Source organism: Streptomyces sp. WMMC940 (assembly GCF_027460265.1).
GTDB lineage: Bacteria > Actinomycetota > Actinomycetes > Streptomycetales > Streptomycetaceae > Streptomyces.
The window spans coordinates 5293122-5307359 of the sequence record NZ_JAPZBC010000001.1; the positions used below are offsets into that span (position 1 = coordinate 5293122).

The 14238-nt window shown below is 73.2% G+C and carries 13 protein-coding genes; 4 read left to right on the forward strand and 9 right to left on the reverse strand.

The window, feature by feature from the left end:
• Window positions 1-98: 98 nt before the first annotated feature.
• A complete protein-coding gene (locus O7595_RS23255) occupies window positions 99-752 on the forward strand; it encodes a pirin family protein (RefSeq protein ID WP_269730554.1) in 654 nt (217 codons plus the stop codon).
• A gap of 193 nt (window positions 753-945) precedes the next feature.
• Here the strand turns inward: O7595_RS23255 and O7595_RS23260 are convergent, their stop codons facing one another.
• Window positions 946-1761: a serine hydrolase domain-containing protein gene (locus tag O7595_RS23260; protein ID WP_269730555.1), complete on the reverse strand. Its 816-nt coding sequence runs from the start codon at window positions 1759-1761 to the stop codon at window positions 946-948.
• Between the two features lie 132 nt (window positions 1762-1893).
• On the opposite strand from O7595_RS23260, the gene O7595_RS23265 reads away from it, so the two are divergent.
• Entirely contained in the window at window positions 1894-2406 is a 513-nt protein-coding gene (locus O7595_RS23265; protein ID WP_269732598.1) for a MerR family transcriptional regulator, read from the forward strand.
• 54 nt (window positions 2407-2460) lie between these two features.
• On the opposite strand, the gene O7595_RS23270 is transcribed toward O7595_RS23265, so the two are convergent.
• The 6 genes from O7595_RS23270 to O7595_RS23295 form a co-directional block, all read right to left on the reverse strand.
• A complete protein-coding gene (locus O7595_RS23270; RefSeq protein WP_269730556.1) occupies window positions 2461-3666 on the reverse strand; it encodes an acyltransferase family protein in 1206 nt (401 codons plus the stop codon).
• Complete coding sequence (locus O7595_RS23275) at window positions 3663-4748, reverse strand: alpha/beta hydrolase (RefSeq protein ID WP_269730557.1); 1086 nt, start codon at window positions 4746-4748, stop codon at window positions 3663-3665. Before O7595_RS23275 ends, O7595_RS23270 begins: the two co-directional genes overlap by 4 nt.
• A gap of 211 nt (window positions 4749-4959) precedes the next feature.
• Window positions 4960-5640, reverse strand: coding sequence for a response regulator (locus O7595_RS23280; RefSeq protein WP_269730558.1), 681 nt, complete (start codon window positions 5638-5640; stop codon window positions 4960-4962).
• Window positions 5637-7088, reverse strand: coding sequence for a sensor histidine kinase (locus O7595_RS23285; protein WP_269730559.1), 1452 nt, complete (start codon window positions 7086-7088; stop codon window positions 5637-5639). The genes O7595_RS23280 and O7595_RS23285 overlap by 4 nt, the downstream gene beginning before the upstream one ends.
• A 183-nt stretch (window positions 7089-7271) precedes the next feature.
• Window positions 7272-8153 (reverse strand): DUF4429 domain-containing protein, encoded by an 882-nt coding sequence (locus O7595_RS23290; protein ID WP_269730560.1) that lies wholly within the window; start codon window positions 8151-8153, stop codon window positions 7272-7274.
• 86 nt (window positions 8154-8239) lie between these two features.
• Window positions 8240-9451, reverse strand: coding sequence for an alpha/beta hydrolase (locus tag O7595_RS23295; protein ID WP_269730561.1), 1212 nt, complete (start codon window positions 9449-9451; stop codon window positions 8240-8242).
• A gap of 209 nt (window positions 9452-9660) precedes the next feature.
• Between O7595_RS23295 and O7595_RS23300 the strand changes: the two genes are divergently transcribed.
• Window positions 9661-9819, forward strand: coding sequence for a hypothetical protein (locus tag O7595_RS23300; RefSeq protein ID WP_269732721.1), 159 nt, complete (start codon window positions 9661-9663; stop codon window positions 9817-9819).
• Window positions 9820-10061: 242 nt separating this feature from the next.
• On the forward strand, window positions 10062-10532 hold the full coding sequence (locus O7595_RS23305) for a peptidase inhibitor family I36 protein (RefSeq protein ID WP_269730562.1): 471 nt from the start codon (window positions 10062-10064) through the stop codon (window positions 10530-10532).
• On the opposite strand, the gene O7595_RS23310 is transcribed toward O7595_RS23305, so the two are convergent.
• Together O7595_RS23310 and aceE are read right to left on the reverse strand one after the other, a co-directional pair.
• Window positions 10513-11319, reverse strand: a complete 807-nt coding sequence (locus tag O7595_RS23310) for an ion channel (RefSeq protein ID WP_269730563.1) — start codon at window positions 11317-11319, stop codon at window positions 10513-10515. The genes O7595_RS23305 and O7595_RS23310 overlap by 20 nt on opposite strands.
• A 71-nt stretch (window positions 11320-11390) precedes the next feature.
• Window positions 11391-14138 (reverse strand): pyruvate dehydrogenase (acetyl-transferring), homodimeric type, encoded by a 2748-nt coding sequence (aceE, locus tag O7595_RS23315; RefSeq protein WP_269730564.1) that lies wholly within the window; start codon window positions 14136-14138, stop codon window positions 11391-11393.
• Window positions 14139-14238: the final 100 nt, after the last annotated feature.

Sequence of the window (14238 nt, forward strand, 5' to 3'; positions counted from 1 at the left end):
GCCGGCGGACGCACCGCCGACGGCGCCCTCGGCAGCCGGGGCGGAGCCGGGACGCGGGGGCCACCCCGACCGGTCGTTGCGTCTACGGTGGAGGCGTGATGTCCATACGGCGCGCCGGTGAGCGCTACCTCGGCGGGGACGCGTCCGCCGGCATCGAGTCCCTGCACTCCTTCTCGTTCGGCCGCTTCTACGACCCGGACAACCTCCGCTTCGGCGCGGTCATCGCCTGCAACGAGGAGCGGCTCGCCCCCGGTGCCGGGTTCGACGAGCACCCGCACAGCCACACGGAGATCGTGACGTGGGTGGTGGACGGCGAGCTGACCCACCGGGACTCCGCGGGCCACGCCACCGTGGTACGGCACGGCGACGTCCAACGACTCAGCTCCGCCGGCGGCGTCCGGCACGTCGAGCGCAACGACGCCGACGTACCGCTCACGTTCGTGCAGATGTGGCTCGCCCCGAGGGACCCGGGCGGCGAGCCGTCGTACGAGATCGTCCGCGGCATCGCCGACTCGACGCCCTACGCACTCCCGGAGGCCGGGGCGATGCTGCACGTGCGCCGTCTCACCGGCGACGAGCGGACCGCCGTACCGGACGCCCCCTTCGTGTACGTCCACGTCGTCCGCGGGGTCGTGCGGATCGACGGCGAGGCCCTCGGCCCGGGGGACGCCGCCAGGATCACCGACGCCGTCGGCCTCGAACTCACCGCGGCCGCGCCCGCGGAGGTGCTGATGTGGGAGCTGTCCGGCTGACGGGTCCGGTCGGCGGACCCGGGCGCGCCCCGACGCCCGGCCCGCGGGGGAGGTGACGAACCCCGTACCGGACAGCCGTCCCGCCCTCGGCCTCCCGGCTCCCCGGCGCGGAGGCGGTCGCGTGCGGGGGGATCCGGTGGACCGGTGCCGCGGGCGTCGGGCCGTACGCGTTCCGTACCCGTCGGCGGTACGCCTACCGGCCGAGTTCGGCGAGCACCGCGTCGGTGAAGGAGGGCCAGGACTCGACCGCCCAGGGCCCGAAGGCACGGTCGGTCAGCGCCACGCACGCGGCGCCGGCGTCCGGGTCGATCCACAGGAACGTGCCGGACTGGCCGAAGTGGCCGAACGTGCGGGGCGAGGACGACGCGCCGGTCCAGTGCGGGGACTTGCCGTCGCGGATCTCGAAGCCGAGCCCCCAGTCGTTCGGCTTCTGGTGGCCGTAGCCGGGCAGGACGCCCGCCAGGCCGGGATGCACCACCGACATCGCCTCCAGGACGGTCCTGGGGTCGAGCAGCCGCGGGGCCTGCACCTCGGCCGCGAAACGCACGAGGTCGTCGACCGTCGAGACGCCGTCCTTCGCGGGCGAGCCGTCGAGCGTCGTCGACGTCATGCCCAGCGGCTCCAGCACCGCCTGGCGCAGATACTCGGCGAACGGGATGTCCGTGACCTTCGCGATGTGGTCGCCGAGCACCTCGAAACCGGCGTTGGAGTAGAGCCGGCGGGTCCCGGGAGGTGCGGTGACCCGGTGCTCGTCGAACGCGAGGCCGCTGGTGTGCGCGAGCAGGTGCCGCACGGTGGAGCCGTCGGGGCCGGCCGGCTCGTCCAGCTCCACCGCGCCCTCCTCGTACGCGACGAGTGCGGCGTACGCCGCAAGCGGCTTGGTGACCGAGGCCAGCGGGAAGCGGTGTCCCGTGGGGCCGTGGGCACCGGCGACGGTGCCGTCCGCGCGCACGACGGCGGCGGCCGCGGTGGGGACGGGCCAGTTCTCGATCAGTTCCAGGCTCTGCATGGGTACGAGCCTAGAGGGTGGGCCGCACGGCTGGATCCGGGGTCCGTACCCGGCACGGGCAGCCGCCGCCGGGCGCGCACCGCCGGGTTCTCGCTTGCCTCGAGTGCACTCGAACCTTCTGGCGTGGAGGCCATGACGGTGCTGGAGACCACATCCGCGACGACCGACATCCGCGCATCGGCGCCCCCCGCCCACCCCCGGCCCGACGGGCAGGACCACTACACCATCAGCGAGGTCGCCGACCGGACCGGCCTGAGCGCGCACACGCTGCGCTGGTACGAGCGGATCGGCCTGATGCCGCACATCGACCGCTCGCACACCGGACAGCGGCGCTTCAGGAACCGCGACCTGGACTGGCTGACCTTCGTCGGCAGGCTCCGGCGGACCGGGATGCCCGTCGCGGACATGGTCCGCTACGCCGAGCCGGTGCGCGAGGGCGAGCACACCTACGAGCAGCGGCAGGAGCTGCTGGAGTCGACGCGGCGCGACGTCCGCGCCCGGATCGGCGAACTCCAGGACACCCTCGCCGTCCTCGACTACAAGATCGATTTCTATGCGGGCGCCCGTCGGGCGCCGGAGAGGACGGGAGGGGTGGTGGGGGACAGGTACCCGGACATGTCCTTGACGTCGGACTCCCGCGAGTAGCACGCCCGGGGTCCCGCCCGGCCCGGACGAGCGCGCCGGGCCCGGCACGACCGCCTACGTCAGGCCCAGGGCGAACGCCGTGAAGCCCACTGCGAGGACGCCCGCAGCCACTCGGCGGGACACGCCGACGTCGCGCCACGGAGGCTCGAAGACCCGTGCGTACCGCCCGATCAGGCCCAGCAGCACGGCGAACACGGGCAGCCAGGCCGTGCGCGCTATCACCCAGCCCAGCGTGTCGGGCGCCGTCGTCAGCCCGGGGACCGGCCCCGCGTACGACGCCGGTACCGCAGCGGCCAGCATCGCGCTCTGGTGCCAGCAAAGGATCGTCATCGCCGAGAGGTTGACGACCACGACCGGCGCCCACAGCGCGGGCCGCTCCAGCAGCCGGCCGAGGCGTTCGCGGAGGAGGATCGCCGCGCCGCTCTGCGCCGAGGCGAGCGCGAGGACCAGCAGGGACGGGGGGTGGGAGTTGGTGCGGGCCTCGCCGGGAACGCCCACCATCGACGCCGGGTAGTGGAAGACGGCGAGCAGCACGGCGAACAGGACCGCCCCGCCCGCGGCCGCCAGCGCCGCGCCGCGCCGGCCGACGCGCCCCTCGCCCCAGGAGACGCCGAGTTGGTAGGCGAAGAGCCAGCCGGGGAGGATGTTCAGCACGCTCAGCCAGGACGGCACGGCGTCGGCGTACGGCCCGTACCGCAGGAGGTCGACGGTGGCGACCGACAGCAGCAGAGGTGCTGCGGCCCAGCCGCCGAGGCGCCGGGCGGCCCGTACGCAGAGCGGCGTGAGGGCGGTGACGACGACGTACACGCCCACGAACCACAGCGGCTGGACGACGAGCGTCGCCCCGGTCCGCAGGGTGTCCTCCGGCACGCCCGCCGCCGTCAGTACCGCGATCAGCGCCGCCCACACGGCGGTCACGCCCAGCACGGGGCGTCCGAGCCGTGCCGCGCGGCCCTTCAGCCACGCGGCGGTACCGGACGGGCGGCGGCGGTAGGAGAGGGCCGAGGCGTGGCCGCCCACCAGGAAGAAGATCCCCAGCATCTGCAGCACCCAGCTGACGGGCGCGAACGCGCCGAAGGCCGACAGCGGGCTCGCGTTGTGGATCGCGCCGTCCGCGTCGAGGGTGAAGCCCCCGAGCATCCAGTGCCCGGCCGGCACCGCCAGTAGGGCGAGGGCGCGCAGTCCGTCGATCGCACGGTCGCGGTGCGGAGGAGTCGACGCCTCGATCCTCGCGACGAGAGGGGCGAGCGTCGTCCTCATCGGGCCTCTCCCCGGGCGATCGAGGCGAACGCGCGCAGCGACGAGGTGCCGGGCGCGAAGTAGCCGGCGTGGCCGGCGGTGTCGTCGGCCGGCACCTGACGGGCGCCGAACTCCGGTGCGGTGGGGTCGGTTCCGTGGCCGAGGCCGGCGAACTCGACGTTCGGCACCTTGGAGATCCAGTCGGACGGGGCCTTGGCGGCCCAGACACGCGCGCCGGTGTGCAGGTCGGCGACGCTCTCCGCGCGCATCCCGGGCGAGCCGAGCACGACGACGTCCGTGACACCCGCCCGTTCCGCGGCGAGGCCGCAGACGACGGATCCGTAGCTGTGGCAGAACAGGGCGGGGCGGACCGCGCCGGCCGCGGCGACGCCTCGGGTGAAGCCGGCCAGCCGCTCGGCCCCGGCCTCGGCCAGGGCTCCGGTGGCGGCGTCGAGGCCCACCCCGACGGGAGTGGTGTAACCGGCCCAGGCGATCACGGCGACGGTCCCCGCTCGGTCGTTCCCGTCGCGGTCGTCCGCGCCGCCGCTCCCCGTGCCCCCGTTCGACGGGACGTTTCCGGCGGCGCCCCCGCCGCTGTCGTTCGCCGCCTCGTACAGCGAGCGGGCCATCTCACGGGTACGGTCGAAGGTCCCGGCGTCGATGTCCGAGCCCGGGACGACCACGGCGACGCGGCGGGCCTCGGCGAGGTCCCCGAAGACCTCGACGAGCTGTCCGCGGCCACGCGGGTCGTAGGCGAGGATCTGCCGGCCGTCCGTATCGGCCCCCAGCGCACGGGCGTTGGCCCGGTACCGCAGGGCGGCCGGCGCGCCGTCCAGATTGCCGACCACCGACGGGTGCCGTGCGACCAGGTCTTGCCGCTGATGTTCCGTCAGCCCGGCGAAGAAGCGCGCGACTTCATCCGGCGACGCGCTGCCGGGATCGGGCAGGGCGTGGCCCAGTGAGCCGTCCGCCCGCCAATCCTCCGTACCCGGCGGCGGCCCCGTGACCGGTGTCTGGGTGGTGCCCGACGCCCATCCCGCCGTTCCGGTGACGACGGCCGTCGCGACCGCCGCTGCGACCAGAGTCCTCCTGAACCGTCGCATGGTCCCCCCTTCCTCGTCCGTCCTGCCGACGGCGAGGAAGGTAGGGACGGGGAGGGTGGGGGAGCGTCACACCGGGGAGCCAACTCCGGGGTGGTACCGGGGTACTTCGGGGTGACACCGGGGTAGGGGGACGGGGCGGCCGCGCAAGGTTCGGCCGGACCGCAGCGAGGCGCGGTTCCCGCGGGAGCCGCCCGCCCGCGGCCCTCCGCGGCTACCGGTCGCCCGGCGTCACCAGCCCCGACTCGTAGGCGAAGACCACTGCTTGAGCACGGTCGCGCAGCCCGAGCTTCGACAGCACCCGGCCGATGTGGGTCTTGACCGTCTGCTCGGCGAGGACGAGCCGGCCCGCGATCTCCTGGTTGGACAGCCCGCGGGCGATCAGCTCCAGGACCTCCGTCTCGCGCGGGGTGAGCCCGCCCAGCCGCAGCGAGGCGCCCTCCTTGCGGGGAGCGGGACGCTGGGCCGCGAAGTCGGCGATGAGTCGCCGGGTAACGGACGGCGCCAGCAGCGCCTCGCCCGCCGCCACCACCCGGACCGCGGAGATCAGATCGGCCGGCGGGGCGTCCTTCAGCAGGAAGCCGGACGCGCCCGCGCGCAGCGCCTCGTACACGTAGTCGTCCACGTCGAAGGTGGTCAGCATCAGCACCTTCGGCACGCGCACCACGCGCGGCGGCGGAGCCAGGATCTCCCGGGCCGCGGCCAGCCCGTCCAGCTCCGGCATCCGTACGTCCATCAGGACCACGTCGGGGAGCGCGGCGCGGGCGACCTCGATGCCCCGGCGGCCGTCCGGGGCCTCGCCGACGACGTCGATGTCCGACTGCGCGGCCAGCAGCGCGGCGAACCCCGCGCGCACCATGGCCTGGTCGTCGACGATGATCACGCGGATGGTCAACGGGGTTCCTTCCCGGTCGTGGCGCCGGTCCCGGTCGTGGCGCCGGTCCCGGTCGTGGCGCCGGTCCCGGTCGTCCCGGGCGGGCTCGTGGGCACCAGGGGCATGCGGGCGGCGACCCGGAAGCCGCCGTCCGGCAGCGGCCCGGTGTCCAGGGTGCCGCCGGTCAACCGTACGCGTTCGCGCATCCCGACCAGTCCGTGTCCGGTCCCGGAGGTCTCCAGCGGTGAACCGGGCTCCGCGGCGGGGCCGTTGACGACGAGCACCGTGAGATGGGTGCCGTCCGCGCCGACCGACACCCGCGTCGCCGCACCGGGTGCGTGCCGTACCACGTTCGCCAGTGCCTCCTGCACGACGCGGTACGCGGAGAGGTCCAGGGTCTGCGGTACGTCGCCCAGATCCGCCGGGAGCGACAGTTCGGCCGGTACCCCGGCCCGTACCGTCGCCTCCACCAGCTGCTGCAGCCGGCCGAGGCCCGGCTGCGGGGCACGCTCGCCCTCGGAACCCTCGCTGCGCAGCACCGCGAGCAACCGCCTCATCTCGGTCAGGGACTCCCGTGCTCCGGCCGCGATCGTGGCGAACTCCTCCTGGGCGGCGCCGGGCAGTCCGTCGATCCGGTACGGCGCCGAGTCGGCCTGCACGGTGATCACCGACATGTGGTGGGCGACCACGTCGTGCAGTTCGCGGGCGATGCGGGCCCGTTCCTCCAGCAGGGTGCGCCGGGCTCGCTCGGCCTCGCTGATGGTCTCCTGCTCGGCGAGCCTCCGCTGCACCTCGCCGCGGGTCCGCAGGGTGTCGGCGACCAGCAGGACGATGCCGCTCAGCACGAACAGCAGTACGTGGACGCCGTCGCCGAGCCGCTGCGAGACCAGCTCGAAGAGGAAGCCCGCCGCGCCCGTCACCAGCCAGACGGCCACGAGGGTGCGCCGCCGTTCGCGGAGCCCCAGGCACAGCATCAGCAGCAGATAGCCGACGACGGTCATCGGCGGCCACGGCCAGCTCCTGCCCTCCGTGCCGTCCGCGCCCAGCAGGGCCAACGCGCCGAGCACATCGGCGGCGAAGATGATCCACCAGGCCTGCAGCGGCCGGGTCACGGCCAGCAGCAGCGGTGCGGTCTGAGCCGTGGCCAGGGCTCCGGCGAGGGCGCCGCCGAGCCGGTAGTCCTGGGCCAGGACGTTGATCGTGACGGGCAGCAGGGAGCTCACGGCGACCGGCCCCAGCACGTGGGGCAGCCACCGCCGGATGCGCGAGGACGTCCTCGGCGGACCGGGCGACGGGGCGGGCGTGGTCAGCGCGGTGCCGAACGTACGCAGGGACTCCCGCGCGGCGGAACGGACGTGCCGTGCCGGAGCGGAGCGGGCGGCGTCGCGCAGCACGGTCCGCGGCCCAGACGCCCTGGCCGGGGCCGGCTGGGGACCGCCGTTCTCGGCGGCGGGGGGCGTGGTGGTCATGGCCGCTTCAGCGTAGGCATTTCGGAGTGGCCGCCGCGTCCTACCCGGGGGCCGGGCGGGATGTCATACCCCGGTATGACATCCCGCGGCGCGCCGGCCCTTTGCCCATCGCAGCACGGCAGGGCCCGGCCCGGTGCGGTGGGGTGTGGCCGGTTCGCCGTCCGCGGTGCCATCGGTGCGGTGCTACAGCTCCGCCAGGAGCTCGGCCTTCTTGGAACGGAACTCGTCGTCCGTCACCAGCCCCGCGCCGTGCAGTTCGCCGAGGTGCCGCATCCGCTCCGCGACGCCCGCCGGATCGCGCGGGGGCGCGGTTGCGGCCGGCAGCGCGGGCGCGGCCTCGCGGACCGCCTCCAGGACCGCCGCCGCGAACGGCAGCGACTCGTGCACCGGTCCGTAGCCCAGGCCGAAGACGACCGCTGCCGGGTCCTGGTCGGCCTGCGCGGGCCGGTCCCCGGGCCCTGCCGGACCGGAGCCGGGGGCACCGCCGCGGAGCAGCAGGCGCAGATGGCCGTCGAAGACCTCGGGGGAGCGCCACTCGACCCCGGCCAGCTCGGACACGGAGTAGTTCTGGTCGCCGGCCTTCCACTTCGCGGACGAGGCACCCGTCCAGGACCAGCGGAAGGACACCCTGTCCCCGTCGAACACGGCCTTGCCGTCGTACGCCTTGAACCGGAGGGGCGCGCCGACGGACGGGACCAGGTACCGGGCGGCGGGCCCGGTGCCCGGGCCGGGCAGGACGGCGCTCAGTGCGTCGGCGTAGTACTCGGCCAGCGTCTCGCGCTCCGCGGGCAGCACCAGCCGGTACGGGTCCGCGCTCTCCTTCAGTTGGCCCGCAGCCGCGTCCATCAGCGGATCGGCGCCCGGTCTCGGCACCGCCTGCAGCACCACCGTGCCGCGTTTGCCCGGGGAGAGGGTCACCGACTCGAGCGCTTCGAAAGGGACGTGCCGTTCGTCCAGCACCTGGAACAGCTTTGGCGTACCGCGGTTCCCCCGGGTGAAGCGGATGAGCACGGAGTCCGGTTCGAACTCCCAGGTGGCTTGAATTCCGGCCAGCACATCACCCATGCGCCTCATCGTATGCGGCGTGCGCCCGCGCGTCGCCCCCGAGAACAAGACGGTCATATGCGCCGCGCCACAAGGCTCTACGCGCGTCAGATCACTTCCGCGCCGTAAATTCCGCTGCGGCACGCGGAGTCGCCGCCGGCGCAGCGGACCGTCCCGTACGAACCGACGCCTATCTCGGCGAAGTTGCTGAGGCTCTCCGTACCCGGCTCGAAATAGCCGGTGTGGCCGACCGCTCCCGCCGCCGACAGCACCCGTGCCCCGAAGTCCGGGGCCATCGGGTCGGCGCCGTGGCCGAGCCCACCGACCTTCAGGTACGGCACGTCCTCGATCCAGTCGTCGCTGTCCCGCATCGCCCACACGCGCGCGTCCGTGCCCAGCTGGGCCGCGGTCTCGGCCCGCATGCCTGGGCTGCCGGCGACCGCCATGTCGCTGACCCGTCCGGGCAGTTCACGCGCGGCGACTCCGCACACCACCGAGCCGTAGCTGTGGCAGAACAGCGACACCTCGGCCCGGCCGGGCAGCGCCCCCGTCAGGGCGACCAGGCGGCTCGCCCCGTTCGCGGCGAGCCGGCCGGTGGAGGCGTCCAGCCCGACGCCCGCGGGTGAGACGTAGTCGGCCCAGGCGATGACGGCGGTGCGCACGGAGGGCGCGGCGACGCGCTCGGCCCGGTAGAGCGACTGCGCCATGCCCACCGGGGCCGAGTACTTGCGCTTGCTCCGCTCGAAGGTCAGCACGTTGGTGTCGACGCCGGGGACGACCACGGAGACCCGCTGTGCCCGGTCGAGGTCCCCGAAGACCTCGGCGATCCTGCCCTTCCCGGTCGGGTCGAAGGCGAGGATCTGGCGACCGGGGCTCAGCAGCGACTCGTACCGGTGCGTGCGCCGGCCCGCCTCGTGGCGCCCTTCGGCGGAGAGCCGGCCGTCGCGCATCCGCCGCATCTCCACCTGGCGTGCCTCGGCCAGCGCGATCCGGTTGGCGCGGTAGCGCAGCGTCACCGGAGCGCCGTTGAGATTGCCCACGACAAGGGGGTGGCGCTCCGCCAGCGAGGCCGCCTGCCCGTCCCCGAGGGAGGAGAAGAAACCGGCCAGGACGCCGGGGGACGACTCCGGGTCCGGCAGCGTGCGATGCCCGATGCGGGCCTCCTCCCATGCGGCGAGCGCGGTCGCCCGGGCGTCGACGGGGGCGCGTTGATGCCGTACAGCGGTCCAACCGGTGGTCGCCAGCAGCACGAACACGACGGCGAGAGCGAGGAGGGCGCGCCGGACGTTCGGTGTGGGGGAGGAGTCGAAAGCAGTCACTGGGCGAACAGCCTAGGGGGAGCCCGGGGGCGCTCACGGTGACCGTGAGAGAGATCACGCGTCTGGGGGCGGATGACCGGTGTGCGGCTACTCCGTGTGTGCGCCGGGCTCACTTTCCGGTGCTTCGACGGCGTCCGGTCGCGCCGGGACGGTCGCGCCCGGACGGTCGCGCTCCGGCGGCGTCCGTCGGCGTGGTACGGCCACTCCCGTTGCCGGGGTCCACCGAGGTCACCCACGACACATTCGTCTCGGGCATGGGCGTGGCCTGCACCGTCGCCGGCAACGTCGCGGTCGTCGCCGCCGTGGTGGCGATCTCCGCCAAGCGGGGCGAGAACGCGGGGGCGGGTGCGGGCGCGGCCCACGTCTGACCGCTGCCCGTGCACCGTGGGCCGTCAACTCCCCCGTGTACGACAGCCCCGCCGGGCGGTTCCGGCGGGCTGTCGCCTATCAGGATGAACCGGTCCGGTGGGTCTTCCGGTGCGCCCGCGCCACGGGTCAGGGTGCGGACGGGCGACCCGGGACGGGGCCCGGACGGACGGCCCTGCGGGGCCGGACGGTCACCGGCTCCGCACGGGCACCTGCCGACACACCGACACGGGGGTTGATCCTCATGCGTACGACCGTCCTCACCACCGCGGCCCTGGCCGCCCTGTGCCTGCTCACACCGGCGTCCACGGCCTCGTCGGCCTCGCCGGCGTCCACGGCGTCCAAGGCATCGCCGGCCACTCCGGCGTCCACGGCCTCGGCGTCCCCGGCACCCCCACCGGCGGTGCGGTCCGGCCCCGCCGCGCCGCCGCGACTCGGCGGTTGTGCGCCCGGTGAGCTGTGCCTCTGGGTGAAACCGGACTTTGCCGGGGCGCGCCAGGTCCACGAGCTGTCCGGTATCGACATCGAGTCCTGCGTCCCGCTCCCGACGGGCGCCGGCGCCCAGTCCCTCGCCAACCGCACCGGCCGCCCCGTCACCGCCTACCAGTCCGCGGAGTGCGCGGAGACCGGTGAGTTCGACACGTACCCGGGCGGCGGGACCTGGGTGCCGCAGTCCCCGTACCGGGTCCGGGCGTTCAAGGTGTGGGAGAACTAGGAGAACCAGGAGAACGCGTGGCAGTGGGCGGCGGTACGGTGGGCCGCTCGGCCAGGGCCGCCGGGTCCGCCGACAGCCGGGCCACGTCCGCCCGCAGCTCCCTGACCTCCTGGGTCAGGGCCTCCAGGAGGGCCGTCTGGCGGCGCTCCTCGGCGTCGTCGCGCTCGAAACGGGAGATGAACCAGGCCGCGATGTTGGCGGTCACGACACCGAGCAGGGCGATCCCCGACAGCATGAGCCCGACCGCGAGCACCCGCCCCAGGCCCGTCGTCGGCGCGTGGTCGCCGTAGCCGACGGTCGTCGTCGTGGTGAACGACCACCACACCGCGTCACCCAGCGTCCGGATGTTCCCATCGGGCGCGTCCCGCTCGACGGCCAGGACGGCGAGCGAGCCGAACATCATCAGCCCGGTCACCGCACCGGCCACGTATGTCGTGAGCGTGATCTGCGGGGCCATCCGGGCCCGCCGCCCGACCAGGAGGAGCGTGGAGACCACGCGCAGCAGCCGCAGCGGCTGCACCAGCGGCAGGAGCACCGCGAGCAGGTCCAGCGGGTGCCTCCGCACGAAGAGCCACTTGTAGGGAGCCAGCCACAGCCGTGCCAGATAGTCCACGGCGAAGGCGCTCCACACGGTCCACTCGACGGCCTGGCAGCCCCGATGGACCCACGCGGGGGCGTCCGACAGCACGATCGGCACCGCGTACGCGATGCCGAAGACCACGGCGAGAACCAGCAGCGGGCCCTGGGTGCGGGCCTCCCAGCGCACCTGCGCCGTTCTTTCCTTCATGCCCGGAATCGTAGGCGGGTGCGGAGGGAGCCCTCCCCCCGCACCCGCCCACGACAGGGCGTCCGGGACGCCTACGCGTCGCCGCCCGCGGCACCCGGGTCGGCCGCCGACACGTCCAGCAGCTGGTAGCGGTCCACGGCCTGCTTCAGCACCGAGCGGTCGACCTTGCCCTCCTGGGCGAGCTCGGTGAGGACCGCCAGCACGATCGACTGGGCGTCGATGTGGAAGTACCGGCGGGCCGCGCCCCGGGTGTCGGCGAAGCCGAAGCCGTCCGCACCCAGCGAGGTGTAGCGACCGGGCACCCAGCGCGCGATCTGGTCCGGAACGGAGCGCATCCAGTCGGACACGGCCACGAACGGTCCCTCGGAGCCGCCGAGCTTCTGCGTCACGTACGGGACGCGCTGCTCCTCCTCGGGATGGAGCAGGTTGTACTCCTCGGCCGCCACGGCCTCCCGCCGCAGCTCGTTCCAGGAGGTCGCCGACCAGACGCCCGCCCTGACGTTCCACTCCTCGGCCAGGATCCGCTGGGCCTCCAGGGCCCACGGGACGGCGACTCCGGACGCCATGATCTGTGCCGGGATCTGTCCCGCCTCGCCCTCCCTGAAGCGGTGGAGGCCCTTGAGGATGCCTTCCACGTCGACGTTCTCGGGCTCCGACGGGTGCTGGATGGGCTCGTTGTAGACGGTCAGGTAGTAGAAGACGTCCTCGCCGTGCGGGTGCTCGGCGTCCCCGCCGTACATCCGGCGCAGGCCGTCCTGGACGATGTGCGCGATCTCGAAGCCGTACGCCGGGTCGTACGCGACGCAGGCCGGGTTCGTGGAGGCCAGCAGCTGGGAGTGGCCGTCCGCGTGCTGCAGACCCTCACCGGTCAGGGTCGTGCGCCCGGCCGTCGCGCCGAGGACGAATCCACGCGAGAGCTGATCGGCCATCTGCCAGAACTGATCACCGGTCCGCTGGAAGCCGAACATCGAGTAGAAGACGTAGACCGGGATCAGCGGCTCGCCGTGGGTGGCGTAGGCGGAGCCTGCCGCGATCAGCGAGGCGGTGCAGCCCGCCTCCGAGATGCCGTCGTGCAGCATCTGCCCGGTCGGCGACTCCTTGTACGCCAGGAGCAGCTCACGGTCCACGGCCTCGTACTGCTGGCCGAGCGGGTTGTAGATCTTCGCACTCGGGAAGAACGAGTCCATGCCGAACGTGCGGTACTCGTCCGGCGCGATCAGCACGAACCGCTTGCCGATCTCCTTGTCCCGCATGAGGTCCTTCAGCAGCCGGACGAACGCCATGGTGGTGGCGATCGACTGCTGGCCGGAACCCTTCTTCACGGCCGCGTACGCCTTGTCGTCCGGCAGGGCCAGCGGCTGGGACCGCACGACGCGGGTCGGGACGTACCCGCCCAGGCCCTTGCGGCGGTCGTGCATGTACTGGATCTCCTCCGAGTCGCGACCCGGGTGGTAGTACGGCGGCAGGCCGGACTCCAGCTCGCCGTCGCTGATCGGGAGGTGCAGCCGGTCGCGGAAGCCCTTGAGGTCGTCGACCGTCAGCTTCTTCATCTGGTGGGTCGCGTTGCGGCCCTCGAAGTTCGGGCCCAGCGTCCAGCCCTTGACCGTCTGGGCCAGGATCACCGTCGGCTGGCCCTTGTGGGCGCGGGCCGCGGAGTAGGCGGCGAAGATCTTCCGGTGGTCGTGGCCGCCGCGGCCGAGGTGGAGGATCTGGTGGTCGGTCATGCTCTCGACCATGGCGCGCAGCCGCTGGTCGTCGCCGAAGAAGTGCCGGCGGATGTAGTCGCCGGTCTCCGTGGCGTACGTCTGGAACTGGCCGTCCGGCGTGGTGTTCAGCTTGTTGACCAGCACACCGTCGCGGTCCCGCGCGAGCAGCGGGTCCCAGGTGCGGTCCCAGATCAGCTTGATCACGTTCCAGCCGGCGCCTCGGAAGATCGACTCCAGCTCCTGGATGATCTTGCCGTTGCCGCGCACCGGGCCGTCGAGCCGCTGCAGATTGCAGTTCACCACGAACGTCAGGTTGTCCAGGCCCTCACGGGCGGCGATCGACAGCTGGCCGAGCGACTCCGGCTCGTCCATCTCTCCGTCGCCGAGGAACGCCCACACGTGCGAGCGCGAGGTGTCGGCGATCCCGCGCGCCTCCATGTAGCGGTTCATCCGCGCCTGGTAGATCGCGCCGATCGGGCCGAGGCCCATCGAGACGGTCGGGAACTCCCAGAAGTCCGGCATCAGCCGCGGGTGCGGGTACGACGACAGGCCGTTCGGGAACTTCGACCTCTCCTGGCGGAAGGCGTCGAGCTGGGTCTCGTTCAGCCGGTCCAGCAGGAACGCGCGGGCGTAGACGCCGGGCGAGGCGTGGCCCTGGAAGAAGATCTGGTCGCCGCCGTCCCCCTCGTCCTTGCCGCGGAAGAAGTGGTTGAAGCCCACGTCGTAGAGGGACGCGGAGGAGGCGAAGGTGGCGATGTGGCCGCCGACGCCGATCCCGGGGCGCTGGGCGCGGGACACCATCACCGCGGCGTTCCAGCGGGTGGCGTTCAGGATCTTCCGCTCGATCTCCTCGTTCCCGGGGAAGAACGGCTCGTCCTTGGTCGCGATGGTGTTCACGTAGTCCGTGCTGCGCATCTCGGGCACGGCCACGCGCTTCTCGCGGGCCCGCTCGATCAGTCGCAGCATGAGGTAGCGGGCCCGCTCACGGCCGCGCTCGTCGACGGCGGCGTCGAGCGAGTCGAGCCACTCCTGGGTCTCCTCCGGATCGAAGTCCGGGACCTGGCTCGGAAGGCCGCCAATGATGATCGGGTTGCGATCTGATCCGGAAGCCACGCTGTTCCTTCGCTGGTCGGTTGGTATGTCGTTACGCGCTCCCCATCGTGTACCCCCGGGGAGCAAAACGTCATCTCTACCGAACGGTAACCAACCGGCC